This is a genomic window from Marinovum sp. E3, assembly GCF_055755275.1.
In genome coordinates this window covers 1340746-1367736 of sequence record NZ_CM146908.1, presented here as the reverse complement: position 1 = coordinate 1367736, position 26991 = coordinate 1340746, and the positions used below count along the sequence as shown (strand labels likewise).

Annotated in this window: 29 protein-coding genes and 1 tRNA gene; 9 read left to right on the top strand and 21 right to left on the bottom strand. The window is 64.7% G+C overall.

Translation table 11 applies throughout. From position 1 onward, the window contains the following. Positions 1–51: 51 nt before the first annotated feature. From AC0J5K_RS06735 to AC0J5K_RS06725, 3 genes are all read right to left on the bottom strand, one after another. Positions 52–1419: a DNA-packaging protein gene (locus AC0J5K_RS06735; RefSeq protein ID WP_274565115.1), complete on the bottom strand. Its 1368-nt coding sequence runs from the start codon at positions 1417–1419 to the stop codon at positions 52–54. Next, positions 1328–1669 carry a hypothetical protein gene (locus AC0J5K_RS06730; protein ID WP_074836635.1) on the bottom strand — a complete coding sequence of 114 codons (342 nt, stop codon included), beginning with the start codon at positions 1667–1669 and terminating at the stop codon, positions 1328–1330. Before AC0J5K_RS06730 ends, AC0J5K_RS06735 begins: the two co-directional genes overlap by 92 nt. A 159-nt stretch (positions 1670–1828) precedes the next feature. Beyond that, positions 1829–2641 carry a LysR substrate-binding domain-containing protein gene (locus tag AC0J5K_RS06725; RefSeq protein ID WP_473009849.1) on the bottom strand — a complete coding sequence of 271 codons (813 nt, stop codon included), beginning with the start codon at positions 2639–2641 and terminating at the stop codon, positions 1829–1831. 162 nt (positions 2642–2803) lie between these two features. On the opposite strand from AC0J5K_RS06725, the gene AC0J5K_RS06720 reads away from it, so the two are divergent. After that, entirely contained in the window at positions 2804–3079 is a 276-nt protein-coding gene (locus tag AC0J5K_RS06720; protein WP_274565122.1) for a DUF6552 family protein, read from the top strand. Positions 3080–3131: 52 nt separating this feature from the next. Here the strand turns inward: AC0J5K_RS06720 and mltG are convergent, their stop codons facing one another. The 6 genes from mltG to AC0J5K_RS06690 form a co-directional block, all read right to left on the bottom strand. After that, the gene (gene mltG, locus AC0J5K_RS06715; RefSeq protein ID WP_274565124.1) at positions 3132–4286 is read right to left on the bottom strand and encodes an endolytic transglycosylase MltG; all 1155 of its coding nucleotides are present in this window, start codon (positions 4284–4286) and stop codon (positions 3132–3134) included. A 5-nt stretch (positions 4287–4291) separates the two neighbouring features. Next, positions 4292–5548 carry a beta-ketoacyl-ACP synthase II gene (gene fabF / locus AC0J5K_RS06710; RefSeq protein WP_048532109.1) on the bottom strand — a complete coding sequence of 419 codons (1257 nt, stop codon included), beginning with the start codon at positions 5546–5548 and terminating at the stop codon, positions 4292–4294. A 236-nt stretch (positions 5549–5784) separates the two neighbouring features. Continuing rightward, the gene (locus AC0J5K_RS06705; protein ID WP_048532110.1) at positions 5785–6024 is read right to left on the bottom strand and encodes an acyl carrier protein; all 240 of its coding nucleotides are present in this window, start codon (positions 6022–6024) and stop codon (positions 5785–5787) included. A gap of 218 nt (positions 6025–6242) precedes the next feature. After that, the gene (fabG, locus tag AC0J5K_RS06700; protein ID WP_274565128.1) at positions 6243–6980 is read right to left on the bottom strand and encodes a 3-oxoacyl-[acyl-carrier-protein] reductase; all 738 of its coding nucleotides are present in this window, start codon (positions 6978–6980) and stop codon (positions 6243–6245) included. Between the two features lie 36 nt (positions 6981–7016). Continuing rightward, entirely contained in the window at positions 7017–7955 is a 939-nt protein-coding gene (fabD, locus tag AC0J5K_RS06695) for an ACP S-malonyltransferase (protein ID WP_274565130.1), read from the bottom strand. Between the two features lie 167 nt (positions 7956–8122). Then, positions 8123–8377, bottom strand: a complete 255-nt coding sequence (locus AC0J5K_RS06690; RefSeq protein ID WP_139211339.1) for a hypothetical protein — start codon at positions 8375–8377, stop codon at positions 8123–8125. 275 nt (positions 8378–8652) lie between these two features. Here AC0J5K_RS06690 and rpsF point away from each other — a divergent pair, with 275 nt between their 5' ends. The 5 genes from rpsF (at position 8653) to AC0J5K_RS06665 (ending at position 11292) form a co-directional block, all read left to right on the top strand. Continuing rightward, the gene (gene rpsF, locus AC0J5K_RS06685; RefSeq protein ID WP_048532114.1) at positions 8653–9009 is read left to right on the top strand and encodes a 30S ribosomal protein S6; all 357 of its coding nucleotides are present in this window, start codon (positions 8653–8655) and stop codon (positions 9007–9009) included. 19 nt (positions 9010–9028) lie between these two features. After that, a complete protein-coding gene (rpsR, locus tag AC0J5K_RS06680) occupies positions 9029–9256 on the top strand; it encodes a 30S ribosomal protein S18 (RefSeq protein ID WP_005982441.1) in 228 nt (75 codons plus the stop codon). Positions 9257–9268: 12 nt separating this feature from the next. Beyond that, the gene (gene rplI, locus AC0J5K_RS06675) at positions 9269–9901 is read left to right on the top strand and encodes a 50S ribosomal protein L9 (protein ID WP_048532115.1); all 633 of its coding nucleotides are present in this window, start codon (positions 9269–9271) and stop codon (positions 9899–9901) included. Positions 9902–10118: 217 nt separating this feature from the next. Next, complete coding sequence (locus tag AC0J5K_RS06670; protein WP_074836629.1) at positions 10119–10352, top strand: hypothetical protein; 234 nt, start codon at positions 10119–10121, stop codon at positions 10350–10352. A gap of 139 nt (positions 10353–10491) precedes the next feature. Next, on the top strand, positions 10492–11292 hold the full coding sequence (locus AC0J5K_RS06665) for a methyltransferase domain-containing protein (protein WP_074836628.1): 801 nt from the start codon (positions 10492–10494) through the stop codon (positions 11290–11292). A gap of 68 nt (positions 11293–11360) precedes the next feature. Here the strand turns inward: AC0J5K_RS06665 and tig are convergent, their stop codons facing one another. From tig to AC0J5K_RS06610, 11 genes are all read right to left on the bottom strand, one after another. Next, on the bottom strand, positions 11361–12692 hold the full coding sequence (tig, locus tag AC0J5K_RS06660; RefSeq protein ID WP_274565237.1) for a trigger factor: 1332 nt from the start codon (positions 12690–12692) through the stop codon (positions 11361–11363). A gap of 108 nt (positions 12693–12800) precedes the next feature. After that, complete coding sequence (locus AC0J5K_RS06655) at positions 12801–13394, bottom strand: ferric reductase-like transmembrane domain-containing protein (RefSeq protein WP_274565238.1); 594 nt, start codon at positions 13392–13394, stop codon at positions 12801–12803. Then, positions 13391–13870: a peptidase associated/transthyretin-like domain-containing protein gene (locus AC0J5K_RS06650; RefSeq protein ID WP_074836626.1), complete on the bottom strand. Its 480-nt coding sequence runs from the start codon at positions 13868–13870 to the stop codon at positions 13391–13393. Before AC0J5K_RS06650 ends, AC0J5K_RS06655 begins: the two co-directional genes overlap by 4 nt. Positions 13871–14054: 184 nt before the next feature. After that, positions 14055–14735, bottom strand: coding sequence for a GntR family transcriptional regulator (locus tag AC0J5K_RS06645; protein ID WP_074836625.1), 681 nt, complete (start codon positions 14733–14735; stop codon positions 14055–14057). Positions 14736–15002: 267 nt separating this feature from the next. Beyond that, positions 15003–15884 (bottom strand): NAD(P)-dependent oxidoreductase, encoded by an 882-nt coding sequence (locus tag AC0J5K_RS06640; protein WP_274565239.1) that lies wholly within the window; start codon positions 15882–15884, stop codon positions 15003–15005. A 38-nt stretch (positions 15885–15922) separates the two neighbouring features. Continuing rightward, positions 15923–16255 carry a cupin domain-containing protein gene (locus tag AC0J5K_RS06635; RefSeq protein WP_274565240.1) on the bottom strand — a complete coding sequence of 111 codons (333 nt, stop codon included), beginning with the start codon at positions 16253–16255 and terminating at the stop codon, positions 15923–15925. Positions 16256–16293: 38 nt separating this feature from the next. Continuing rightward, complete coding sequence (locus AC0J5K_RS06630; protein ID WP_274565304.1) at positions 16294–18624, bottom strand: DUF4962 domain-containing protein; 2331 nt, start codon at positions 18622–18624, stop codon at positions 16294–16296. A gap of 85 nt (positions 18625–18709) precedes the next feature. Then, positions 18710–20281, bottom strand: coding sequence for an extracellular solute-binding protein (locus AC0J5K_RS06625; RefSeq protein ID WP_244526490.1), 1572 nt, complete (start codon positions 20279–20281; stop codon positions 18710–18712). A gap of 111 nt (positions 20282–20392) precedes the next feature. Beyond that, positions 20393–21274: a carbohydrate ABC transporter permease gene (locus AC0J5K_RS06620; protein WP_048532123.1), complete on the bottom strand. Its 882-nt coding sequence runs from the start codon at positions 21272–21274 to the stop codon at positions 20393–20395. 13 nt (positions 21275–21287) lie between these two features. Continuing rightward, complete coding sequence (locus AC0J5K_RS06615; protein ID WP_082154489.1) at positions 21288–22292, bottom strand: ABC transporter permease; 1005 nt, start codon at positions 22290–22292, stop codon at positions 21288–21290. Then, positions 22289–23392, bottom strand: coding sequence for an ABC transporter ATP-binding protein (locus tag AC0J5K_RS06610; protein ID WP_048532124.1), 1104 nt, complete (start codon positions 23390–23392; stop codon positions 22289–22291). Before AC0J5K_RS06610 ends, AC0J5K_RS06615 begins: the two co-directional genes overlap by 4 nt. 251 nt (positions 23393–23643) lie before the next feature. On the opposite strand from AC0J5K_RS06610, the gene AC0J5K_RS06605 reads away from it, so the two are divergent. Both AC0J5K_RS06605 and AC0J5K_RS06600 read left to right on the top strand, forming a co-directional pair. Continuing rightward, positions 23644–24339 (top strand): GntR family transcriptional regulator, encoded by a 696-nt coding sequence (locus AC0J5K_RS06605; RefSeq protein WP_420398632.1) that lies wholly within the window; start codon positions 23644–23646, stop codon positions 24337–24339. 120 nt (positions 24340–24459) lie between these two features. Further along, on the top strand, positions 24460–25824 hold the full coding sequence (locus AC0J5K_RS06600) for an MATE family efflux transporter (RefSeq protein WP_074838500.1): 1365 nt from the start codon (positions 24460–24462) through the stop codon (positions 25822–25824). Positions 25825–25912: 88 nt separating this feature from the next. On the opposite strand, the gene AC0J5K_RS06595 is transcribed toward AC0J5K_RS06600, so the two are convergent. After that, positions 25913–25999: transfer RNA gene (locus AC0J5K_RS06595), tRNA-Leu, on the bottom strand. Positions 26000–26217: 218 nt separating this feature from the next. Between AC0J5K_RS06595 and lipB the strand changes: the two genes are divergently transcribed. Then, positions 26218–26874, top strand: a complete 657-nt coding sequence (lipB, locus tag AC0J5K_RS06590) for a lipoyl(octanoyl) transferase LipB (RefSeq protein WP_274565242.1) — start codon at positions 26218–26220, stop codon at positions 26872–26874. Positions 26875–26991 lie beyond the last annotated feature (117 nt).

Genomic DNA, 26991 nt, shown 5'->3' with positions numbered 1-26991 from the left:
CTCCCCGGCCTGACGAGACCACTCTGCTACGAAAAGGTTAAACCCGCTTGATCACAGCGTACGCACCTGCGGCCGCTGTCTTTCCTGCGCCGCGACAACCAGCTCCGTCAGCGCCCAGACAAGCGCGTCCACCCGGTCCGGGCTGCCCTTGCCCTCGAAGCCGCGCAGCGCCATCAGGCACATCTGCTCTTCCAGCGCCGCCAGCCCCGCGCCGTGAAACACCCGGCCCTGCTCATAAAGCGCCGCCACCGGTTCCGCCCGCGCCACCTTGCCGCGACTGGCATGCACTGCGGTATAGGCCACCGCGCCATCCTCCTGCCGGATCACGCTCTCGACCAGCGCGCCGCCCTGGTTGACCTCGGCGACGATGCGATCGGCCCGATGCTCGCGATAGGCCCGCACCGCGCGCTCGGCCCAGGTCTTCGGGCTCGCCGCCGCGACGCTGGCATCCTCCAGCACATGCACCTCCCACTCCTGCACCGGGCCGCACATCCTCACCCCCGCCACGACGATGCCGCAGGCGTCAGAGCCGGAATGCCCGCTCACCGGCGGATCGACGGCCACCACGATGCGATCAAGCTCCGGCACCTTGCGCCCGCGACAGCCATCCAGCATCTCATGCGTCCAGAGCGCGCCCTCGAGATCTGTCAGCATCTCGCCATCGAGCTCCTGCCGCGCCAGCCGTGTGTCGCGATAGCGGTCGCGGACTTCGCGCAGGAAGGATTCCGCCAGATGCGCCCGGTTCGCCTCGGTCGGCGCCCGCGTCACCACCGTCGACGGCGAATCCAGCAGCGTCTTCAACACCTCCGCATTGCGCGGCGTCGTGGTCACGCAGACCCGCGGATCGTCGCCCAGCCGCAGGGCAAACTGCAACATGTCCCAGGTGCTCTCGCCATTGGGCCATTTCGCCAGTTCGTCCACCCAGGCCGCATCAAACTGCGGGCCCCGCAGCGCCTCGGGGTCATTGGCCGAAAACGCCTTGGCCTCCGCTCCATTGGGCCAGACCAGGCGGCGCTTGCTGGCCTCCCATTTCGGCACCCGGTCGGGCGGCGAACAGGCAAGAATGCCGCTGTCGCCAAAGATCATCACGTCGCGCACCTGGTCATAGGTCTCGCCCACCAGAGCCACCCGCGCGGCGCGCCCCGCATCCCTCGGTCGCGCCCCTTCCACCATGTCGCGCACCCATTCCGCACCGGCCCGGGTCTTGCCCGCACCGCGCCCGCCAAGGACCACCCAGGACCGCCAATCGCCCTCGGGGGGCAATTGGTGCGGATGGGCCCAGAACTCGAACAGGAAAGGGAGAGCCAGAAGCTCTCCCTCGCTGAGGCTATCGAGGAACTCGTCCTGCACCGCAGCACTTGCGCAGCTTAGCAAGACGGCACCCGATCTCAGATCGTGCCCTTTCAAGGTCGATCCCATATGCGCCTTCGATAGCGGCTTCTCTTCGTGCATATTCAGCAAGTTGCGCCTCCGTTTCCATCGCCAGCTTCATCCAGCCGCGAATTTCCGCGAGCGTCTTGCTGACATCCTTGAGTGCTGTGACCTCCCCGCTCCGCACCTGTTGCTTCAGGTCTCTGAGCGCCGCCTCGAAGTCTTCGAGACTTTCCCGAACGACCAGAAGTTTGCCTTCCAGGCGGTCGACTTCCTGTTTCGCGGTGATGAGTGTCATTGATACGTCACCTTCCATGCTGGGATTGCCCCCGCACGAGCGACACAAAAAAACGGCCGCCCGGGTTTCCCCGGGGGCCGTTTGCCCATGTCTTCCAGCATGTCACAACTTATAGGAGAAACCGTTCGCCAAGTCAAGGCAAAGTGAGTTAACGCTTTGTTACCGCACCGTTTTCCGCATCGACAGGCACCAATCCCAGACCGCTTCCACCTCCGGCCGCAGCGCCACATCGTTGCGGGCCAGCAGATAGAAATGCCGCGCGCCCAGGTAGTCACCCGGCCAGACCTGAACCAGCCGTCGCTCGGCAATGTGCCGTTCCACCAGCACCTCCGGCGCCAGCACAACGCCCTGGCCCATGGCCGCTGCATCGATGGCAAGCGCGGTCTGACTGAACTTTGCGCCGCGCTGCGCGCGCTCTCCCGACAGTCCGAGCACCTGGTCGAAAAACTCCGGCCAGCGGCCATGCGGCTCATGCAGCAAAGTGGCACGCTCCGGCGCCGCACGCGCCAGCCCGGCCACCTGCGGCGCCGCCACCGCGATCTGCCGGTTTTCGAACAACAGCTCCGCCCGCAACGCGGCGCCAAAAGGCGCGCGCCCCTGCCGGACCGACAGATCCACAGGATCTGAGTAAAAACTCGCGAGCCGCTCGGTCGCACGGATCTGAAGCTCCACATCCGGATGCGCCTCGGTCAGCGACCGCATGTTGGGGATCAGCCAACAGGCGGCAAAACTCGGAGTGACGCTGATCGTCACCTCGGCGGTCGCCGGCTGCAACCGCGCCGTTGCGGTCTCGATGCTGGAAAACGCGCGTTCCACTGCCTCGTGATAGGCGCGGCCGGCCGCGGTAAAGGCCAGATCGCGGTGGCGGCGCTCGAACAATTGCACCTGCAACCGCGCTTCCAATGCCCGCACATGCTGCGCCACCGCGCCCTGGGTCACGCCCAGTTCCTCCGCCGCGGCGCGAAAGGTCATGGCCCGGCCCGCCGCTTCAAAGGCCCGCAATGCATTCAATGGCGGTAGATTTCTCATGCCAATAGTTTTCCTACAGTCACGCAGGCCATCATCTGGCTTCACGACACGCCTTGCCTGCCGCATATCTACCACATCCAAGCCGCAGGAAACAGGAATTCTACAATGAGCCGATCCCTTACCGCCCAGGACCTCACCCATTCCGCCCGGCGCGGCATTACCCGGGCCGCGCCCGTCACCGTGATCAAATGGCTCGCCTCGATCTTTCAGATCATGGGATATGCCGCCACCGGCTTCGGCCTCGTGCCGTGGAACATCTACCTGTTCCTGCTCGGTCTGATCGGCTGGTTCGTTGTCGGATTGCTATGGAAAGATCGTGCCGTGATCCTGATCCACGTCATCGCCTTCGGCTCAATGGTGGCCGGAATCTTCGCCGCCTGAAACGCAAAAGGCAGGCCACAAGGGCCTGCCTTCCGGTCCAGCGCCACGCCACTCAGTTGCCGCTGCGCTCGGCCTCGATCTGCCGCCACTTGGCGACATTGGCGTTGTGTTCTGCCAGGGTCTCGGCAAAGGCGTGCCCGCCGGTGCCATCGGCCACAAAGAACAGGAAATCGGTGTCTTCCGGCGCCACCGCCGCCTGAATCGCAGCCGCCCCGGGGTTGGCGATCGGCGTCGGCGGCAAGCCATTGATGACATAGGTGTTATAAGGCGTCGCGCCACGCAGCTCGCTCTGCCGCAGCCCGCGGCCCAGCACACCCTTGCCCTCGGTGATGCCATAGATCACCGTCGGGTCGGTCTGAAGCCGCATGCCCTGGTTCAGACGGTTGACAAAGACGCTCGCCACCATCCCGCGCTCGCCGGCCACCCCGGTTTCCTTTTCGATGATCGAGGCCAGGGTCAGCATCTCTTCCGGCGTGTCGAAGGGAAGTCCCTCGCTCCGGTCGGCCCAGGCCTCGGCCACGATGGCCGTCTGCCGCCGCTGCATTTCTTCGACAATCGAGGCCCGCGTCTGGCCGACCCGAAGCTCGTAGCTGTCCGGCGCCAGGGAACCTTCCGGCGGCAGCTCCGCTACCGCACCTTCCAGCACGTCGAGCGCCGTGAGTTCCTCGACAACCTGCCAGCTGGTCACCCCCTCGGCCAGCGCGATCCGGTAGCGGGTATCGGCAGCTCCGCGGACGCGGCTGTAGTCTTCCGGCACCTCGTCTTCGCCCGGCACGAACTTCGCCAGCTCGACAAAGCGCTGGGTCTCGGGGTCAAGCTCGCGCACTTCGGCGGTAACCCGGTTGACGCCGATCCGATAAACAACCTCGGTGCCGCAGGTGCTGGCCCCGCCCCGGGTCACGGTATCGACGATCTCGGCCATGCTCGCGCCCTCGGGCACAAGGAAAGACCCGGCCTTCAGCGCGTCGGTCTTGTCGGCATAGTCGGCACCGACGCGAAACAGAAAGCCGCTGGAAATCGCACCCTGACCGGCCAGATCGCGAGAGACACGCGAAAAGTTCGACCCCCGCGCCACCTCGAGGCAGATCGGCGCCTCCAGCGGCCCTTCCGCCGAATATTCCCCCTGCGCCCAGAGCAAGGCGCCGCCAGCCAGAAAGATGGCGACGACGAAAAAGCTCAGGGCATTCGAGGCGATACTGCGCCACATGTATTTCAGACCTTCTTGAAGATGACCGAAGCGTTGGTGCCGCCAAAGCCAAAGGAGTTCGACAGCGCGTAGTTGATTTCGCGCTCGCGTTTTGCATTCGGCGCCAGGTCAACCTTGGTCTCTACCGCCGGATTGTCGAGGTTGATGGTGGGCGGCGCCACCTGGTCGCGGATCGCCAGTATCGAGAAAATCGCCTCGATCGCGCCGGCGGCGCCCAGAAGGTGCCCGGTGGCCGATTTGGTCGAGGACATGGTCACCTTCGACGCCGCCTCACCCATCAGCCGCTCGACCGCGCCAAGCTCGATGGTGTCGGCCATGGTCGAGGTGCCATGCGCATTGATGTAATCGATCATCGACGGGCCAACGCCGGCCTTTTTCAGCGCCATCTTCATGCAACGCTCGGCGCCTTCGCCATCCTCCGACGGGGCGGTGATGTGATAGGCGTCGCCCGACATGCCGTATCCCACGACCTCGGCGTAGATTTTCGCGCCACGTGCCTTGGCGTGCTCGTATTCCTCCAGCACGACAACACCGGCGCCCTCGCCCATGACAAAACCGTCGCGGTCGGCATCATACGGCCGGCTGGCGGTTTCCGGCGCGTCGCCGCGCTTGGTGCTCAGCGCCTTGCAGGCGTTGAAGCCGGCAATGCCGATCTCGGAAATCGCCGCCTCGGCACCACCGGCGATCATCACCTCGGCATCGCCGTCCTTGATGATCCGGGCCGCATCGCCGATCGCATGGGCGCCGGTCGAACAGGCGGTCACCACCGAATGGTTCGGCCCCTTGAAGCCATAGCGGATCGACACCTGGCCCGAAATCAGGTTGATCAGCGCGCCGGGAATAAAGAAAGGCGACACCCTGCGCGGCCCGCGTTCCTTGATCAGCACGGCGGTCTCGGCGATCGAGTTCAGCCCGCCAATGCCCGACCCGATCAGCACACCGGTGGTCTCGAGGCTTTCCTTGTCCTCCGGCGTCCAGCCGGCATCCTTCACCGCCTGCTCGGCGGCGGCAACGCCGTACAGGATGAAATCGTCGACCTTGCGGCGTTCTTTCGGCGCCATCCAGTCATCGGCGTTGAAGGTGCCGTCGGTGCCGTCGCCATGCGGCACTTCGCACGCATAGGTGGTGGCCAGTTGGCTGGCATCGAACCGGGTGATCGTGCCTGCGCCCGATTTGCCTTCCAGAATCGCCTTCCAGCTCTCCTCGACGCCGCAAGCCAGCGGTGTCACCAGACCAAGCCCTGTCACAACTACTCTGCGCATGGTGTTGCCCCTTTGAAACAAGTTGCACGCTCTTACCCCGACAGGGGGAAGAGGGGCAAGGGAAAGCGATGCCGGATGGGCAAGCCCCCGCGTATCGAAACCCTATGCCGGAAGCCGGCTCTGCGGCAACTGACAAGCCCTGTCACGGCCGCTTGCCGCGCCGTGCCTCACGACGGAAAACGGCGCACCCGAAAAGGCACGCCGTTCCCACAAAATCCTGACGGATCAAAGCGTTCTTACGCTTCTTTCGCGTCGTTGATGAATTTGACCGCATCGCCGAAGGTCTGGATGTTCTCGGCGGCGTCATCGGGGATCTCGATGCCGAATTCTTCTTCGAACGCCATCACCAGTTCCACGGTGTCAAGGCTGTCTGCGCCGAGGTCGTCGATGAACGACGCGCCTTCGACAACTTTGCCTTCTTCGACACCGAGGTGTTCCACAACGATTTTCTTCACGCGATCTGCGACGTCGCTCATATCTTTAATCCTCATCGTCTTGGGCCTTTGGCCCTGTTTTGCCCGTGCCCCGAGGGGTTCGAACTTTACTTGCCCCTCCCGAGGCGGCGGTTGGCCTTTGGCCTGTTCCCCGCATAAGCAGGTCGATCCAGGCCAGCACGAGCCCCCCCGGATTTCCACGCGCCTATAGCATAAGAGCAGCGATTGGCAAACGCTTTCCGGGAGAACCGGTCATGGCGTCAGATCATGGCCATTCCGCCGTTCACATGCAGCGTCGCACCCGTCACATACCCGGCTTCCGGGCTCGACAGATAGAGGACTGCGGCGGCGATTTCCTCGGGCGTTCCCATGCGCGCGGCGGGAATCTGCACGTTGATCTTTTCCTTCTGGTCGTCGGTCAGCTTGTCGGTCATCGCGGTGGCAATGAAACCGGGCGCAATGGCGTTCACCGTGATGCCGCGGCTCGCCACCTCATAGGCCAGCGATTTGCCCATGCCGATCATCCCGGCCTTCGACGCGGCATAGTTCGCCTGCCCGGGGTTGCCGGTGGCGCCAACAATCGACGAGATATTCACGATCCGCCCCCAACGCGCCTTCATCATTCCGCGCATCACCCCCTTGCAGAGCTTCATTGACGAGGTGAGATTGACGGAAAGCACCGAATTCCATTCGTCATCCGACATCCGCATGAACAGGTTGTCCCGGGTGATGCCGGCATTGTTCACCAGGATATCGACCGCGCCCATCGCCTCGGCGGCCTGTTTCGGCAGCGCTTCGACGGCTTCCAGATCGCTCAGGTTGCAGGGCAGCACATGCGCCCGCTCGCCCAGTTCCGCCGCCAGTTCCTGCAAAGGCGCCTCGCGCGTGCCGCTCAGGCCGACGGTCGCCCCCGCCCCGTGCAGCGCCTTGGCGATCGCGCCGCCGATGCCGCCCGATGCCCCGGTCACCAGCGCAGATTTCCCGCTCAGATCAAACATCCGCTCTTCCTCTTGTCTTGCTTGTGGCGCCGGCGCTCAGGCCAGCGCATCCTTTGCCGCCGCCACGTCTTCGGGCGTGCCGATGTTGCGGGTGGCGATATCCCGATCGATCCGCCGCACCATGCCGATCAGCGCCTTGCCGGCGCCGATTTCCCAAAGATCGGTGACGCCGTGACGGGCCATCCACTGCACGCTCTCGCGCCAGCGCACGGCACCGGTGATCTGATTGACCAGAAGCGAGCGGATTGTCGCCGGATCGCTCACCGCCTCGGCCACCACATTGGCCACCAGCGGCACCTTGGGCCGGTGGATCTGCACATCGTCCAACGCGTCGGCCATCACATGCGAGGCCGGCTCCATCAGCTTGCAATGGAACGGCGCGCTCACCGGCAGCAGCACCGCGCGCCGCGCGCCGGCCGCCTTGGCCAGCTCGACCGCGCGTTCCACCGCCGCCTTGTGGCCTGAGACGACCACCTGACCGGGGTCATTGTCATTTGCCGCCGCACAGATCTCGCCCTGTGCTGCCTCGGCCGCGACCTTGCGCGCGCGTTCGAGGTCAAGCCCCAGCAGCGCCGCCATCGCGCCCTCGCCGACCGGCACCGCCGCCTGCATTGCCTTGCCCCGGGTGCGCAGAAGACGTGCACAATCGCCGATGCTCAAAGAACCCGCGGCGGCCAGCGCCGAATATTCCCCCAGCGAATGCCCTGCGACATAGTTGGCCGCCGTCACATCGATGCCCTCGGCCTCGAGCGCGCGCATCGCCGCCAGCGAGGTCGCCATAAGCGCCGGCTGGGCATTCTGCGTCAGGGTCAGATCGGCCGCATCGCCTTCCCAGATCAGGTCAGAGAGCTTTTCGCCGAGCGCCTCGTCGACCTCTTCAAAAACGGCTTTCGCCGCCGGATAGGCATCAGCGAGGGCCTTGCCCATACCGATCGCCTGTGCCCCCTGTCCCGGAAAAACAAATGCGCGGCCCATACCATCCCTCTGTTGCAGCGTCGTTTTGCCATGGATACGCGCCACGAAACCCGACTGCAATGTCTATGCCACGCCGCAGTGCGGAGAAATTCAAAAGAAAAACCGGCCGCGCCAGTCAGGCGGACAGCCGGTCGAATCGGTTCGGCGGTGCGACCCAGCCGCCCCGCTCAGCCGCGCGAAGACTTTGGCGTTCGGGCGAAATACAGCAGATAGCCACCAGTCAACGCAAAGAAGAAGGAGGCGCAGAGCTTTATCATCATCAGTTCCGGCAGCGTCGCGGCATTGGGCGCGACCCACATGCCCAGGCTTGCGACCACCAGCGACAGGCCAACCAGTCGGACAAACCACCGTGCAATCATGTCCGCGTTCATTTCGGTCTCTCTCTCGGGGTCGGCGCGCATCAAGAGGCTGGCTACGGTCATCTGGCTTCTCCCATTGGCATATTGGAGAGGTTCCGCGCGAATTCCGGCAGGAATGCGGCACAAACAGGGAAAAGAGGCGGAACGATCCGCCCCCGGGGCGTCAACGGGCCGTCAACGGGCCGCAGCCGCCCCCAGCCCCCTTGCCATTTGTGCCCGAGGCTGTATATCGGGCCATCCTTTCGCAAGACGTATGAACCGCGCAGTCTCTCGTGGGTTGGGGGCGAAAGGACATGGCCCCGCCCTTTGAAATGCGCCTTGATATAAATGGAGTGCACATGCCCCTTTATGAGCATGTCTTTATCTCGCGCCAGGATCTCTCCGGCGCGCAGGCCGAAAGCCTCGTCGAGCATTTCGGCACTGTCCTGTCCGACAACGGCGGCAAGGTCGTCGACACCGAGTACTGGGGTGTCAAGACCATGGCCTACAAGATCAACAAGAACCGCAAGGGCCACTATGCCTACATGCGCACCGACGCCCCGTCGGACGCCGTGCAGGAAATGGAACGCCTGATGCGCCTGCATGACGACGTGATGCGCGTGCTGACCATCAAGGTCGACGAGCACCAGGAAGGTCCGTCGATCCAGATGCAGAAACGTGACGAGCGCGAAGACCGCCGTCGTGAACGCCGCTAAGTCGAAGGAGAGCTAACCCATGGCCGCAAAACCGTTTTTCCGCCGCCGCAAGGTCTGCCCCTTCTCGGGCGACAATGCACCCAAGATCGACTACAAGGACACCCGCCTTCTTCAGCGCTACATTTCCGAGCGCGGCAAGATCGTGCCGTCCCGGATCACCGCCGTCTCGGCCAAGAAGCAACGTGAACTGGCCCGCGCCATCAAACGCGCCCGCTTCCTCGCGCTGCTGCCCTACGCTGTGAAGTAAGGAGTTAAGCACATGCAAGTCATCCTTCTCGAACGCGTGGCCAAGCTCGGCCAGATGGGCGACGTCGTCGACGTCAAGCCCGGCTTCGCCCGCAACTACCTGCTGCTGCAAGGCAAGGCGCTGACCGCGTCGAAAGCCAACATCGAGGCATTCGAGGCGCAGAAAGCCCAGCTCGAAGCGCGCAACCTGGAAACCAAGAAAGAAGCCGAAGCTCTGGCATCGCGTCTCGACGGCCAGCAGTTCGTCGTGATTCGCCAGGCCTCCGACGGCGGTTCGCTCTATGGCTCGGTCACCACCCGTGACGCGGCCAACGTGGCCACCGAAGAGGGCTTCTCGATCGACCGCAAGCAGATCCTGATCCGTCAGCCGATCAAGGAACTGGGCCTGCACGAGATCGAGGTGCACCTGCACCCCGAGGTGATGGCCACCGTTAACCTCAACGTCGCACGTTCGCCTGAAGAGGCCGAACTGCAAGCCTCGGGCAAGTCGATCCAGGAACTGGCTGCGGAAGAAGAAGCCGCCGCCGAATTCGAGATCGCGGAACTGTTCGACGATATCGGCTCGGCCGCTTCGGACGACGACGACCTGGCCGAAGTGGTCCAGGACGACTCCGGCGAAGAACAACCGGAAGAAGACCGCGGCTGATTTCCCGGTCCATCCCTATACTTTCGAAGGCCGTGCGTCCCCGACGCACGGCCTTTTGTCATTTGGCATACCTGAAAGGATGGCCCGCGTATCCGCCAGCAGCTTTGCCGTGTATCGCCCAGACGCGGTACAACACCAAGGAAGGCAAACGGGCCGATGCTTCGACATAAAGAGTACCGGTAAAAGTATACAGTAACGATTACGGAAGATTGCAGCCATGGCACAGAAAGGACTGGTTCAGAACGTCGCCCCGGCACCCGGCGCGGTCTTCTATTCGCTTGCATCGGCCCGTGTCCTTCGATTGATCGACGCCCCGCTCTCCGCGGCAGAGCGCAGCCACGCAGACATTCTGGCTGCCCGCAACGCCGCGCTGGCGGAGGCCAGCACCACCCGCCGCGTGGCGGAAGCGATCGCGCGCATGAAAACGCGGTTCGGAAACGACGGCCGGTAAATTCCTTGTCCCCGGATGCCTCCGGCCTATGGAAAGGTCGCCTCTCCCTCCCGAGGCGGCCTTTTCAAGTCTGACACGGCGGCGCGAGAAATCCCGAAACGGTGTAGACTGCCCTTGCGTGTGACAGGGAGCGACTGACATGACCGATCCGTTTCAGAACGTCGATGCCGCGGGGCCCGAATTCATCAAGATCTTTGCCGATACCATGGAAATCCGTCAAAGCGACCCGACAATGGAGGCGCTCGTTGCCGGCTATCTCTCGCGGCTGGATTTCGCCAAGGACAGCCTGACCGTCGAAATCGGCGCCGGGGCCGGCGCGGTGACCCGCCGTATCGCCAAACATGCCGCGCCGGCGCAGGTGATCGGCTACGAACCCTCGGCAGGCTTTGTCAAAGAGGCAAGGGCCCGCGCGCCCAACTTCGACAATCTGAGATTTGAACAGGCCGACGGCGCCACCCTGCCTGTCGCCGACAACAGCGTCGACAATGCCATCCTGCACACCGTGCTGACCCACGTCGTTGCGCCGGAGACCCTCTTGGCCGAAGCCGCGCGCGCGCTCCGCACCGGCGGCTGGCTGGTCGTGGCAGATGTCGATTTTTCCAAGGCCGCGCTTGCCAGCGCCGCCAATGATCCGCTTGATTGCTGTGCCAAGGAATTCGTCCGCACCTATGTGACCGACCCGCACCTCGTCGGCCGGCTGCGCGGGCTGATTGCCGACGCCGGCCTGAGACTCGACCATTTCGATGTGCAAAGCCGCGTCATCATCACTGAAGCCCAGATGCTGCCCTGGGTAGAGATCACCACCCGCGACATGGTGACCCGGGGGCTGATCGGTCAGGGGCTGGCCGATGCGCTGATCGCCGAACATGCTCAGCGCGCCGCCGATGGCCGGCTCTACGGATATCAGGCCATTGCCACCGCCATCGCGCAAAAGATCTGATAGTACCCAAGAAAAAAGGCCGCCCCCCGAGGGGGAACGGCCCGAATTCAGCACATGAGGTGTGCTGATTATTCTTCGTCGAGCTCTTCGACAGCCTTCTGAAGCTCTTCCTTGGAGACCTCTTTCTCGGTCACCTCGGCCAGCTCGAGAATGTAGTCGACGACCTTGTCTTCAAAGATCGGCGCGCGCATCTGCTGCTGCATCTGCTGGTTCTGCTGCACGAACTCAAAGAACTGACGTTCCTGACCGGGGTACTGGCGCGCCTGGTTCATGATCGCCTGGGTCATCTCGGCGTCCGACACCTGCACTTCGGCCTTCTGGCCCAGTTCGGCCAGCAGAAGCCCCAGGCGCACGCGGCGCTCGGCCAGCTTGTTGTGCTCGTCCGTGGGCTCGATCTCGGGGTGATCGTGGCCTTCCACGTCCGGGTTTTCCTCGTGCCACAGCTGGTGCGCGATCTGTTTGGCCTCGGCCTCCACCAGCGTCGGCGGCAGGTCGAATTTCACCATCTCGTCCAGCTTGTCGAGCAGCGCCCGCTTGGTCACCTGGCGGGCGGCACCGGCGTATTCGGCTTCCAGACGCTCCCGGATCTGCTCTTTCAGCGCATCCAGCGACTCGGCGCCGAATTTCTTGGCCAGTTCGTCATCGAGCTCTGCCGCAACCGGCTCCTTCACCTCTTTGATGGTGCAGGAGAAAACCGCTTCCTTGCCGGCCAGATGCTCGGCCTGGTATTCCTCGGGGAAAGTGACGGTAACGTCCTTTTCCTCGCCGGCCTTGGCGCCGACCAGCTGCTCCTCGAAACCCGGGATGAACGAACCGGAGCCCAGCACCAGCGGGTAATCCTCGGCCGAGCCACCTTCGAAGGCTTCGCCGTCGACCTTGCCGACGAAATCAAAGACCACCTGATCACCGTCTGCGGCGGCCGCACCTTCGTCGCGGGCCTTGAAGTCCTGCGCGGTCTCGGCGAGGTTCTTCAGCGCCTCGTCCACCTCGTCGTCACCGGCCTTGGCGGTCATCTTCTCGAGCGAGATCGATTTCAGATCGACCTCGGGGATTTCGGGCAGCTTTTCATAGGACATCTCGACATTGACGTCGTCGCCCTCTTTCCAGTCCTCGTTGGTCATCTTGACCTCGGGCTGAAGCGCCGGCTTGTCGCCGCTGGCTTCGAAATGCTGGTTCATCGCGCCGTCGATGGTTTCCTGCATCGCTTCGCCCAGCAGACGCTGGCCGAACTGCTTCTTCAGCAGCGGCATCGGCACCTTGCCCTTGCGAAAGCCCTTCATCTCGATCTCGGGCTGGGCTTCGGCCAGCTTTTCGTTGACCTTTTCTTCCAGCTCGGCGGCGCTGACGGTGATCGCGTATTCGCGCTTCAGACCTTCGTTCAGAGTCTCGGTGACCTGCATCCCATTCCCCATAAGTTCGAGGGCGAGTCCCAGCCCGCCTATTTCAAATCTGGGGTCTTCTAAGCGCCCCCGCCCAAGCGTGCAAGGCGGATCTGCACGTCCGGGCGGCTACCGGGCAGAGTTTCGCCCCGCCACGGCCCAGAGCACCGCAAGCCCGGCCAGAATGCTGAGACCGGCCTTGCTCACCGGCTCCATCGTGCCCTGAATCAGAAGCGCATGCGCCACCGTCCCGGCAACGATCACCAGCGCCAGCCCGCGATGCGCCCGGCGCCAGAGCCGAGAGGCCAGGCGGCGGCGCAGCACGGCCAGCGTGGCGCTGGCAAACAGCGCCCACATCGCCAGCACGCCCCAGATCGAAAACGGCGTCGGCGACCGCAGGAGCAGCACGTCGATCACATCCGGCGGGCTGGTGATCCAGAGCCCCACCACATGTCCGATCACCGCCAGCACCAGCGCCGCACCCGCAAACCGGTGCAGCCGCCGGCTCTGCCTCGGCGACAGCCCCGGCAGCAGGCCTGCCGCCAGCAGGGGCTGCACCGCCAGCAGCATCAGCCCGACCACCCCGGCCAAGCCGGCCGCGATATAGACCGGTCGGCGATAGGCCAGCAAGGGGCTGTCCGCCGCCGCGACCAAGGGAAGGCCCAGCGCCAGCCCGAGCCCCGCCCAGATCAGCGCCGCAGGCAGCCGGCCCGGCCCCCTCACGCCGGTTGCAGGACGAAATGCGCCTCCAGACTGGTGTCGCGCGCGCTGCCCATCACCGGGCGCAGAAACACCGTCTCATAATCGCCGCTGTCATAGGCCAAATGGCCATGCGGCTGGCCAAAGGCCGGCACGATCTGCGGCATCTCCAGCCGGAACATGCCGTTCTCGTCGGTCAGCGTCGCGCCGTGGCTCTGCGGGTCGCGTTCGTGGCCTTCGGTGGTATGCGCCCAGATCTGGATGCGCTGGCCGGCAAGCGGCGCGCCGTCACCGGCGCGGCGCACGGTGCCGCTCATCCAGAAGCCGCCGCCGCCGATGCGGTCGACGATCGGCGCGCCGGGGCGGTAATTGTTGGCACCACCCCGCATCGTGCGCGTCGGCGTGACCGACTGCGCGGCCAGGGGTGATATCAGTCCCAGAGCCAGAGCCGCGCCACCGGCGGCAATCAGGTGTCGGCGTCGGATTGGAAGTTGAGGCATGGAAACTCTCCTGTCGGACAGGCCCGCAGCCGGGCGCTGTCGGCAACCGTTACAATTACCTGACCGAGTTTACCGTCTTTGGGCGCAGCCCCCAAGAACCGGAGCCGCCTGCACCAAACACATTGCGCCCACGATTGCGTGAGCCGGGGCGGCGCGGCCCCTGCCCGCCCGCTTTCGGGGCCGGTTATTCAAAGTAATCCGCATGCGCCGAATGGATCTGGGTGACGGTCTCGTCCAACCGTCGCAGATGGCGCCGCATGACATCGCGCACCGCCTGTTCGTCGCGCGCCGCCAGCGCCTGCGCGATATCGCAATGATCGCCAAAAACATCGCTCAGGGCCCGTTCCTGGCCAAAGCTCAGCACGCAGAGCCGATCGACCGTCTGCTTGCAGCGTTCGATCGTCTCGAAGGCCAGCGGCCGGCCGCCGAGTTCGCAGATCAGTCGGTGGAAATCATAGTCCATCGCGTGAAATCGGTCGTTCTGGCCAGCGTCGATGACCGCCCGCTGCTCGGCCAGGCTGGCCTCGAGCAGACCGGCCTTTTCGGCGTCCCAGACCGCGCAGGCCTCCCGGATGACCTCCAGCTCGACCGCCAGCCGGATGAACCGCGAATTCTGGATCTCGTCCATTGAGAAACCGCGTACCACCGTGGCGCGCTGCGGCCGGATCAGCAGCAGCCCCATGTTGCCCAGCCGGTTGAAGGCATCGCGCACCGGCTGCCGCGACACGCCCATGCGGTTGGCCACCTCGGCCTCGGACATCTTGGTCCCCGGCAGGAGCTTCAACGTCGAGATCTCTTCGTAGAGCGCATTGAAGACCATGTCGGTCGATGTCCGTGCCACCGGCGTATCCATAGTTTTCAGCATGCCGTCGCTCCCCGTCGTCTATATGTCAAATTCCCTTACGAAAGCGCTGCTGCCAAGCCGGCGCCTCGGAATGTCGCGTTTCACGTCGAAAACGCGCGGAATTCTGCCATTATAGACCAGTCTCACCTTGTCATGCCGTTAAATAATGACTTGTGCGGCGGAATCAATTCAAACGTGGCGGTTGGCCCGCGCCAGCGGGCGCCGCCGTTGCCGCCGGCCTGCGCGCGCCGGCGAGCGGCGGAAAGGCAAGCCTTCCCGCCGGAGGCCTCATCGCTCGAGGGTCATGAAATAATCGAAGATCTCCGGAACATTGCCCTCGCCCAGGCCGGCGTCGACCGCAGCCTGAAGATTGTGCGAGGTGCCCTCGGCAATCTCGGCCCGCGTGCCCAGATCCTTGGCCATCTCGAGGAAATAGCCCAGATCCTTGTTGGCATTGTTGATCGAAAAGCCCAGGTCGCTGACGCCATCCACGGCATAGTTCTTGCAGAAGCCCATGAACGGCGAATTCGACGGGCCGGTCGACATGATGTGGTAGAGCTGCTGGCGATCGACACCGGCCCTGTCGGCCACGGCAAAGGCCTGGCTCATGGTGCAGACCGTGGTCATGCCCATGAAATTGTTGATCAGCTTGGTGGTGTGACCGGCCCCGAGCGCGCCGAGGTAGAAGACATTCTCGCCCTGCTCTTCCAGCACCGGCTTGACCTTGTCAAAGGTCGCCTTGTCGCCGGCGGCCATGATATTGAGCAGCCCGTCGGTGGCATGGGCCGGGGTGCGGCCCAGCGGCGCGTCGATCATGCCGGCGCCCTTTTTGGCCAGGTCGGCGCCGATCTTGCGGGTCGAGGCCGGGATCGAGGTGCCGAAATCGATCAGCACCGCGCCGTCACGAATGCCGGCAAGGATGCCGTCCTCGGCATAGACGATCTTTTCGACCACGTCCGACTTGGTCAGACAGAGCATCACGATGTCGCTGGCCTCCGCCAGTTCCCTGGCCGAGGCCGCCTCGCGCGCCTTGCCACGCGCGAGGCATTTTGCCACGGCCTCGGTATTGAGATCCATCACGATGAGCTCGTAGCCCCGCTTCTGAAGGTTCTCCACCATATTGCCGCCCATGAGGCCGAGGCCGATGAACCCGATGACAGGTTTGGTCATGCCATGTACTCCGTTAAGTTGGTCTTGAGGATTGTCTTTCATAGGAAATCTTCCCGATGCGGCGTGAAGATATCCAGCAGCGTACCGGCCTCGAGACAGGTGGCGCCGTGTTCGATATTGGGCTGCTTGTAGAGCGAGTCGCCGGCGGCAACGATGTAGGTCTCGTCGCCCACCGCGAATTCGAATTTGCCCGAGATCACATAGGTGATCTGCTCGTGTGGATGGTGGTGGCGCGCTGCCACCGTTCCGGTGTCGAAATGCACCTCGACCACCATCGCATTGTCATTATAGGCGCCGACCTTCCGGGTCAGCCCGCCACCGGCGTCGAAGAGCTGGTTTTCGCTCCCCGGGAAGTAGTTCTTTACTGTCATGTCTCATCTCCGTGTCGTTGGGGTCCCTCGTGCTCGGCTCATGATTTTGCGAGTTTTTTGAGGGTAATTTTGAATGTGTTTTCGTCCGGGTCGGTGAAGTAGAGGTCGGCGTCGTAGCCCTGGTCGTCCATGAAGTTGAAGATGCGCCTGGGTTCGGAGCGCCGGTAGGGCACCAGCAGGGTGGCGATGCGATGGCGTCTGGCGGCGGGGTATGTCGCGTGCAGGCAGGTGCTTTCGGGCAGGCCGGCGTAATCGGCCGGGTCGACGCCGGGGAAGCCGGTGACCTGGCTGAGTTCGGGCTTGCCGGCCTCGGACCAGACCACCTGGCCGTAGAAGCCCGCCGTCTCGCCGGTCATGCGGAAGGAGGTCCGGCCGAGGTCGTAGGGCTGGTTGGCATGCAGCAGCCAGTCGATGGTGACGGCTGCGTCGGCATCGACGCTGTCGACGATGACGAAGTAGCTGCCGTTCACGAAGTAGACCTCGCGGCCGGCGCGGGTGACCTCGGGCGAGAGGCTCCGATAGGCGGCGGTGGCGTCGCCGTGGATGTAGATGTGGTCGTCGCGCTGCTCGGCGGCGAGGATCGTGCCGGTGGCGGCCATGGCGCGGGCCTTGTCCTTGTCGGCATATTGGCCCTTGCCATTGATCAGGATGGCGTTTTTCGACCGGGTCTGGCGCCGCCAGTTGCGGTGCATCGAGGAGTTGAAGGCGACGTAATAGCCCGATTGCACCGCCAGGTCCTCGCCGAAGGCGGCCAGGCAAAAGGCGTTCTGGTCGCCGTGGCTGTGGCTGATCGAGCCGAACGTGCTGCTTTTGAACACGAACTGGATATGGCGGTCGGGGTCGGCCATCTCGTGCTGGATGCCGACCCAGCCGATGCCCTTGAAGTGGCGCATGCCCGAGGGCGGATCCGTAGCTTCGACAAGGGGGAAGTCGGTGAGATAGGTCAGCTCGTCAAAATGCGTGTCCCACCAGCCCCAGTTGTAGAAGGCGCCCTCGGTGCCGGGGTTCAGCCGGGCGAGCTCCTCATGGTACCATTGATAGGCGCCATTGCCGGTGACGCCGGCGTATTGCCGCAGGTTGATGCCGGTCTTGATGCAGGGCAGATCGCCCTGGGTGCTGTCGTCGCCGAAGGTGGCGCGGCGGGTGTTCGGCGCCTTGCAATAGAGCGGGAAGTCGCCGGTGTTGCGGAAGAAGGGGCGCTGGTAGAGGTCGATGCCGGCAAAGCTCTTCAGCCGGTTGGCGGCCTCGATCAGATAGGCCATGCCCATCATCCAGTAGTTGGTGCCCTCGGCCCAGCCGCCATCGGCATCGCCCCAGGGCGAATAGACCGTGGCGAGGAACTCGATGCAGTAGTTCAGCCAGTCGCGGGCCTCGCCGCTGCCGTTCTCGCCCTCGTCCTCGCCCAAGAGCGCGATACAGGCCGGCACCAGGGTCAGCGAGACCGAGCGCACCGCATGGCTGTCATAGGGAAAGAGGTGGATCTTGGCGTTGAGGATGGCGTGTTCGGCAATGTCGCGGGTGCGTTCGTGCAGCGCGTCGCGCACCAGCCTGCGCTCGTCGTCGGAGAGCTGGTCGTAAAGCCAGTCGTAGCCCCAGGCCAGGGCATTGGTGACGCGGTAGGCCCATTCGTCGGTATAGGCACGGCTGGTCACCCCCATCGGATCCCAGGAAGCCACCTCCAGCAGCCAGTCCCTGGCGCGGTCGAGCATCGCCTGGTCGCCGGTCACCTGGCCGCCGATGGCGAGGTGACGGATGGCATAGATCACCTCCTGCAACTCGATGTAGGTCTGGCGCCAGACCGGCGCGGTGCGCTGGTGGCCGGGATAGCCCGCCGGCTCGCGGGTGATCTCGCGGTCCATCCAGGGCAGGACGGATTTCTCGTAGAAGCGCGCCCAGGTGCAATGGTCGGGATCGGCCTTCACCGCCTTGCGGAAGGTCTCGAGCCGGGCGGCGTCGAGCCAGAGCCGCGGGTGGCTTTCGGGGGCCTCGGCAAAGCGGCTGGCGCGGCCGGGCAGCGGGGTTTCCGGCAAGCCCTCGGCCAGGGTGAACTGCCGGGTGGCGCTCCAGCCGGTGACCGGCTGGCCCTCGGCGTCGCAGACCGCATAGGCCCAGTGCCAGGTGCCGGGCTCGAGCACCCGGTCGGGGGTGAAGAAGTTGAGCGGCACCGGCCCGTGGGTTCGGGTCTCGGCGGCGGGAAAGGCCGGGTCCTGCGACAGGCGCAGCAGATAGAGCGCCTCGTCCTCGATCACCGGCAGCCAGGTGAAGCGCGGCGGGTTCTCGACGATCGGGGTCTCCGCGTCGGGCGCATACTGGATCGTCAGGCGGCCGGTTCTGGGTTCGTCGAGCGTGGGGGCGGTGGCGCCGGGCATCGGGATATCCTGTTGCTTGCGGGGAAGATTCGGGGGGCCTGCGGCCGGCGACGGCCGCAGGCGGGTCTGTCCGGGGGGCTCTGGCCTAGCCGCCGTACTGGCGCTCGTAGGCCGAGTTCATCACCTCGAGCACCTCCTCGTAACCCATCTTGTTCAGGGTCTCGATGTAGCTGTCCCAGTCCTCCTGGATGTCGCCGGAGCCGAGAATCCAGGCCTGCTGGCGCTCCAGCATGTAGGTCTGGATCGAGGGGAAGTACCGGTCGTAGACCTCCTGCTCCTCCTTGTTGAAGGCGACGCCCAGGAACTGCTCGATCAGCAGGTCCTCGGTGTCATAGAGCTCGATGCCCTTGCGCGCGCTGTCGCGGGTCCATTGCCATTCGTAGCGGTAGTCCTGCGGATAGCCGCGATAGACCTGCGCGCCCTCGAGATACATCTGGCTGTTGACCGGCTGGCCCGAGCTCAGCACCTCGTCCTTGTAGACCGGCGCGCCGTCGATCATGTCCCAGGTCTTGCCCTCGACGCCGAAGTTGGCGAGCAGCGCCCCTTCTTCCGAGAACCAGTAGTCGAAGTACTTGATGGTCTCGACCGGATGGTCGTTGGAATAGGAGATCGCCCAGCCGTCGGGCTTCATCGGGATGCGGCGGTTTTCCTCGATGCGCACGCCCGAGACCGATTTCGGCGGCAGGAAGGGGATGAAGTTGAAGCCCTCGACCTTGTCTTCCAGCGCCACGTTGTACCCGCTGGTGGAGGCAAACCAGTCATGGGTCATGCCGCCCAGGTTCTCGCCCAGCAGATAGTCGCGCGCCGAGGAGCCGCGGGTGAAGACCTCGGGGTCGATCAGGCCTTCCTCGTACCATTGCGCGATATTGGCCAGACCGTCGCGATAGGCCTCCTGGGCGTAAGGATGCACCACGCGGCCGTCCTTGACGTAGAACTGGTGATAGACATCCGCCCCGGTCGAACGCGCATCCCAGAGCGTCAGCAGCCGCAGCACCTCTTCCCAGTCGCGCACGAAGAAGGGGATCTCGTCCTGCACGCCGTTGCCGTTGGGGTCCTGATCGCGGAAGGCCACCAGCACGTCGTAGAGTTCTTCCACGTTGTCGGGCGCTTCCAGCCCCAGCGCGTCGAGCCAGTCCTGGCGGACAAACCAGGCGCGGGCGTATTTGCCGTCCGGCAGATAGGGGATGTAATAGACATTGCCGTCATAGGCCTTGATCGCATCCCAGATCTCGGGATGGTCGTCGAACCAGGCCTTGATGTTGGGCGCATGGTCCTCGACCAGATCGTTGAGCGGCACGAAGGCGCCCTCGGGGCCGTACTGGTTGACCGGCTGCTTGATCAGGTTGCCGCCGACGATGTCGGGCAGATCGCCGGTGGCGAGCAGCAGGTTCATCGCCTCGTTGTTGTCCTTGGTGTTGCGGCCCGAGGTCTGATCGATCAGGTGGATATTGGTTTTCTCGCGGGCCACTTCCTCGACCGGGTAGAGCTTCGAGGTGTCGCCGCCGGGGCCATAGCCCTGGGCGCGCGGCCAATGCATGTGGATCGTCAGCTCGAGCGGCTCCTCGGTGATCGGCAGATGGCTTTCGGCAGACGCCGGCACGGCGATGGCCGCCGTCAAGGCCGTCGTCGCCAGCATGGTCAGTGACAGGTTTCGCATGGTGTCCTCCCTTTATGCGAATTCATTCGGTATTCGGTTGCCAGGCCCTCGGGAGGGCCTCGGGCGTTCGCGCCCGGACAGGGCTCCACCGGAGCCCTGTCCGGGCGCCGCTCACTCCTTCACCCCGCCGAGCAGGATGCCCTTGGAGAAGTATTTCTGCAGGAAGGGGTAGATCATCAGGATCGGGATGATCGAACAGACGATGATCGCCGCGGTCACGGTCTCGACCGAATAGGCCGCGGTCAGCAGCGAGGTGGCGAACTCCTCGTCGTCCGAGAGCTCGACGATCACCTTGCGCAGATAGACCTGGAGCGGGATCTTGTCCTCGTCCTGGAGCAGCACCATGGCCCAGAAGAAGCCGTTCCAGCGCGACACGATGCAGAACAGCGCCACGGTGGCGATCGCCGGCTTGGAAAGCGGCACATAGACCTTCCACAGCACCTGGAACTCGTTGGCGCCGTCCATCCGCGCGGCCTCTTCGAAGCTCCGCGGAATGCCCTCGAAGAAGTTGCGCAGCAGGATGATGTTGAAGCCGTTGACCGCAAAGCCGATGATGATGCCGAAGTAGCTGTCGAGCAGGCCCAGATCGCGCATGTTCAGGAAGAACGGAATGAGGCCGGCGTTGAACCACATGGTGAAGGCCACCACCAGGTTCCAGAACCGCCGGCCGTAGAGCTGCGGCTTGGACAGCGCATAGGCGCCGGGGATGATGAAGGCCAGGCTCATCAGCGTGCCGCCGATGGTGTAGATGAAGGTGTTGGCGTAAGACGACCAGAACAGCGGCTCGGAGAGCACCTGCTTGTAGGCCTCCAGCGTGAAGCCCACCGGGGTCAGGATGACATTGCCGGCGCGGGCCTCGAAGCCGGTGCTCATCGACATCGAGGCGATGTAGATGAAGGGATAGAGCGTCGAGATGGTGAACAGGCCGATCAGCACCATGTTGACGATGACAAAGAGCCTGTCGCCGCGCGAATAGAGGTTCATGTTGGTCATGTCCGGTCCTCCCTTACCAGAGCGAGGTGCGCGAATAGCGCTTGGAGATCGTGTTCGCCGTCATCACCAGCACGAAGGCCACCACCGCGTTGAACAGGCCCGCGGCCGCCGCCAGATCGTATTGCCCGCCCTGGATGCCCTGGCGGTAGATGAAGGTATTGACCACATCCGCCGTCTCGTAGGTCGCCGGCTGATAGAGCAGGATGATCATCTCGAAGCTGATCTCGAGCATGTTGCCGATGCGGATGATCAGCATGATGATGATCGTCGGCAGGATCGAGGGAATGGTGATCTTCCACATCATCTGCCAGCGGCTGGCACCATCGACCACGGCCGATTCATACAGCGTCGGCGAGACCCCGGCGATGGCCGCCAGATAGACGATCGACTGGAAGCCCGCCTCCTGCCAGATGCCGGTGCCGACAAAGATCGGCCGGAACCACTCGGGCTTGGTCAGGAAGTAGATCGGCTCCACCCCGATCCAGCCGAGGAAGGTGTTGACGATGCCCGCGGAGGGGCTGAAGGCGGTGATCACGATGCCGGCGATGATCACGCTCGAGATGAAGTGCGGCAGATAGACGATGGTCTGCGCCGTCTTCTTGAAGCTCTGCTTGAGGATCTCGTTGAACATCAGCGCCAGGATGATCGGCATCGGAAAGCCGAAGAGCAGCCCGTAGAAGGAGATGATGATGGTGTTCTTCAGCGCCCGCAGGAACTGGTCGTTGCCGAACAGCGTCTGGAAGTGCTCGAAGCCGATCCAGGGGCTGGCCGCCACGCCGCGGAAGATCGAGTAATCCTTGAAGGCGATCTGAAGCCCGTACATCGGCTTGTAGAGAAAGACCGCCAGCCACAGGATGGTCGGGATCAGCATGACATAGAGCTGCCATTCCCGGCGCAGGTGGTCGCCCACCCTCTGGATGCGGCTCGGCCGGCGCGCGCGCCGCGCCTCGGAGGCGTCGAAGATCAGCTCTTCGGTCGCCGGGCCGGCGGCGCCGGTGAAGTTGGGATCGTTGCTCATTGTTCCAGCACCTGCCCGGGCAGCGTCCGGCCGGTCTCGGCGTCGAAGACCTTGATCAGATGCGGCGCGATGGTGAAGCCCGAGATGCCGTCGAGGATGTGCATCTGGCCCACCGTCTCGGTGCGGATGACAAAGGGCTCGCCCTGCAGGCTGGCATGGATCAGCGCCTCCGAGCCCAGGGTCTCGACCAGATCGACATCGAGGCCGACCCGGGTCGGGTCGGAGGCCCCGGCGACCGCGACGAACTCGGGCCGGATGCCGAGAATGACCGTCTGGCCGACCGCGTTCTGCAACGACGGGATCGGTTGCAGCTGGATGCGCTGGCCGTCGAACTCGGCCACCGGGCCGCGATCGCCGGCCACCACCTGCGCGCGGATCATGTTCATCGGCGGCGAGCCGAGAAAGCCCGCGACAAAGGTGTTGGCCGGGTTCAGGAAGAGCTCCATCGGGCTGCCGATCTGCTCGATCCGCCCGTCGTGCATGACCACGATGCGATCGGCCAGGGTCATCGCCTCGACCTGGTCGTGGGTGACATAGATCGAGGTCGCGCCGAGCCGCTTGTGCAGCCGCTTGATCTCGGCCCGCATCTGGGTGCGCAGCTTGGCGTCGAGGTTCGACAGCGGCTCGTCGAACAGGAAGACCTTGGGCCGGCGCACGATGGCACGGCCCATGGCGACCCGCTGGCGCTGGCCGCCCGAGAGATCCGCCGGCCGCCGCTCGAGATAGGGCGTGAGCCCGAGGATGCCGCCGACCTCGTCGACCGAGGCGGCGATGTGGTCCTTGCTTTCCTTGCGGATGCGCAGCCCGAAGGCGATGTTGTCGGCGACGTTGAGATGCGGGTAGAGCGCGTAGTTCTGGAACACCATCGCCACGTCGCGATCCTTCGGCGCCACCCGGTTCACATGCCGGCCGTCGATCGTCAGATCGCCGTCGCTGATCTCTTCCAGCCCGGCGATCATCCGCAGCGTCGTCGACTTGCCGCAGCCCGAGGGCCCGACCAGCACGACAAACTCCTTCTCCGCCACCTCGAGGTCGATGCCATGCACCACCTGCACCGCGCCATAGGCCTTGACGATGCCCTCCAAACGAACTCCCGACATGTCCTCTCCTCCGTTAAAGTTGCCGGCGCCCGGCCCCCGCCGGTCCCGCCTGTGCGGATGCCGCCCCCAATCAGTTGCATGGCGGTGCGATTCGGGGCTAACTTAAGACTGGTATACTAGTAACAAATCTGGAATACTAGTATGAAGTTCGGCAGGGCGCCCGCCAGCCCCCCCAGGGGGCCCGGCGCGCCGGCGCCGCAGCCACAGCCATCAGGGGGCAGCCGCCGGCCCCGCACAGGGAGACCCGAGGGATGCCACACAGCCTGTCCAGCGACCGGCGCACCGCCGTCGACGAGATCTTCGACCACCTGCGCGCCGAGATCGACGCCCTGCGCCTGCGCCCCGGCGACCGCATCTCCGAGGCCGAGATCGCCGCCCGCTTCGGCGTCTCGCGCCAGCCGGTGCGCGATGCCTTCACCCGGCTGGCCAATCTCGACCTGCTGCTGATCCGGCCGCAGCGCGCCACCGAGGTGAAGCGGTTCTCGGCCCGCGAGATCGAGAAGTCGCGCTTTGTCCGCGCCGCCGTCGAGGCCGAGGTGCTGCGCCGCGCCGCCCTGGCCGCCGCCGAGGCCCAGGCCGCCGCCCGCCAGGCCCTGACCCAGGAACTCTCCCGCCAGCGCGCCGCCCTCGCCGCCGGCGACGCCCATGGCTTCAGCGCCCTCGACTACGCCTTCCACCGCGCCCTCTGCACCATCGCCGGCGCCGCCTTCGCCTTCGAGGTGATCGCCGCCGAAAAGGCCAAGGTCGACCGCCTCTGCCTGCTCGGCCTCGCCAAACAGGACCGCATGCCCCAGCTCCTCGCAGACCACGAAGCCATCGCAAACGCCATCCTCCAAGGAGACCCCGAAACCGCCGTCGCCAACGGAATGCAACACCTCAAAAGACTCGACTCCACCCTCGAAAAAATAACCAAAGACAACGCTTCATACTTCGAAAATGAAAAATGACAGGGGCCCTGCCGCCCCTGCCGTCTCCCCCCTGACCCTTGCCGCCAGGGCGCCCCGCGCGCCCGCCGCCCCAGAGCGACCGCCCACCCGGGCCGTCGCGAACCCATGGACCCAGTCACGATGACCCATTTCCCCCTGACGAGGGACATTCCCTCGACGCGCGCGGTGTTCAACCTCGCCTGGCCGCTGACCTTCAAGGCGATCATGCTGCATGGCATCGTCGTCATCGACGCCTGGCTCGTCTCGTCGCTGGGCGAGCCGGCGGTGGCGGTGCTGGGCCTCTCGGCCTCGATCGCCGGTCTGCTGCTCGGGCTGATCGTCGCCTTTTCCAATGCCACCCAGATCCGCATCGCCCAGGCCTTCGGCTCCGGTGACCGGGTGTTCCTGAAATCTGCCCTGCTGGCCGGGCTGACAATCAATGTCTCGGTGATCCTCGCAGGCCTCGCCGTGCTGGCCCTCGCCGCCGGCCCCGCCATCGAGGCCCTCGCACATGACGCCTGGATCGCGGATCAGGCGCGGCGCTATCTCTCGGTCTTCGCCGTGGTGATCCTGGCCGAGGCGGTGGGCCAATGCCTGACCGGATTTTTCAACGGCTGCGGCGACACCCGTCTGCCGGCGCTGAGCTATGGCCTCGCCGTGCCGGTCAACATCGCCACCAGCGTCATCCTGATCCACGGCCATTTCGGCGCCCCGGCGCTCGGCGTGCTCGGCGCGGCACTCGGCAGCGCCCTGGCCTCCATGGTGCAGGTCGGCTTTCTCGCCGTCGTGCTGCTCAGAACCCGCCGTGACCTGCTGCGTACACCGGGATGGCGCAACGGCAGCTTTTCCGCATCACTCCGGCGGCATCTGGTCTTTGCCCTGCCGATCGCCGCCACCTTCGCCAGCGCCACCATCGCGCTGCATGTCTGCGGGCTGATCTATGCCACCTTGCCGGTCAACCAGTTCGCGGCGATGACGATCATCATGCCCTGGGTCCAGGTCGCCGGCACCGTCGGCATGTGCTGGGCCCAGGCCACCGGCATCATGGTGGGCCAGATGCTGGGCCGCCAGACCCCGCCCGAGGATCTCGAGGTCTTTCTTGCCGCCGCATGGCGCGTGGCGCTGCTGGCCGCGGCCCTGGTCGCCACCTTCTACGCCGGGGTCATCCTGGCCAGCCCCTGGCTCTACGCCGATCTGTCCCGCGAAACCCAGATGACGCTGCTCGGCTTCCTGCCGATCCTGCTGGTACTGCCCTTCCCCAAGGGCTCCAACGCGATCTGCGGCAACACCCTGCGCGCCGGCGGCGACACGGTCTATGTGATGCATATCTTCATCTGGTCGCAATGGCTCTTCCGGGTGCCGGCGACCGCCGTCATGGTTCTCTGGCTCGACCTGCCGGTGATCTGGATCTTCTCGCTGCTGCTGCTCGAGGAGCTGGTGAAATTCCCGCCCTTCCATCTGCGGCTGCTGAAAGGCACATGGAAGACCGCCCCGCCGGAGCCCTGAGAATCGGGCCTTCAGGCCCCTCGCAAAACGCGAAAAGCCCCTGACAAACAGGGGCTCTTTCGTCACCGTCTTTCTCGCGAGAGAGAATTGGTGCGGTCGAGAAGACTCGAACTTCCACGGGAGTTACCCCACAGCGACCTCAACGCTGCGCGTCTACCAATTCCGCCACGACCGCACTTTGAACTGGTGGGCGGGGTTTAGCCAATAGCCCGGACAATGCCAAGAGCGAAAACCGCCCCCCGGCACTTTTTTTCCCACCGCCGCCAAAGCCCCCTTCCTGCCGCTTCCTCTTGCCGAAAATACCCTCGGGGGAGGCGCCAAAGGCGACGGGGGCAGCGCCCCCGACACCGCTTTCCGCTTCCCCCTCCCGCGCCGCCGGTGTACCTCATCCGCATGGTAGAATGGATCATCTCCGACGGGCTGACCGAATACGACGCCGCCGTCGCCTTCATGGAAGCCCGCGCGGCCGCCATTGCCGCGGGCCGCGAGGACGAGGCCGTCTGGCTGGTCGAACATCCGCCGCTCTACACCGCCGGCACCTCTGCCAGGATCGAGGATCTGACCGATCCCGACCGCTTCCCGGTGCATCCCAGCAAGCGCGGCGGCCAGTATACCTATCACGGGCCGGGGCAGCGGGTGGCCTATGTCATGCTGGATGTCGGCCGGCGCGGCCGCGACGTGCGCCGTTTCGTGCATCAGCTCGAGTCCTGGGTGATCGCCACCCTCGCAGCCTTCAACGTCAAGGGCGAGATTCGCGACGGCCGCGTCGGGGTCTGGGTCGCGCGCGGCGACAAGCCGCTGACCGCGACCGGCGAGCCACAGGAAGACAAGATCGCCGCCATCGGCATCCGCCTGCGCAAATGGGTGAGCTTTCACGGCGTCTCGATCAACGTCGAGCCGGATCTCGAGCATTTCTCCGGCATCGTCCCCTGCGGCATCACCGACCACGGGGTCACCAGCCTGGTCGATCTCGGGCTGCCCGTCACCATGGCCGACCTCGATGTCGCGCTGCGCAGCCAGTTCGACGCGGTCTTCGGCGAGATCGACTGATCCCGACCCGCGCCATCACCGGGCCGGGCGCCCGCTGGCTTTTCCGACCATCCGCCGGGCCGCAGCTCAGCTCACGAAGTCGCGCCATTCACCGCATATCCGCCCCCCTGTGCCCGA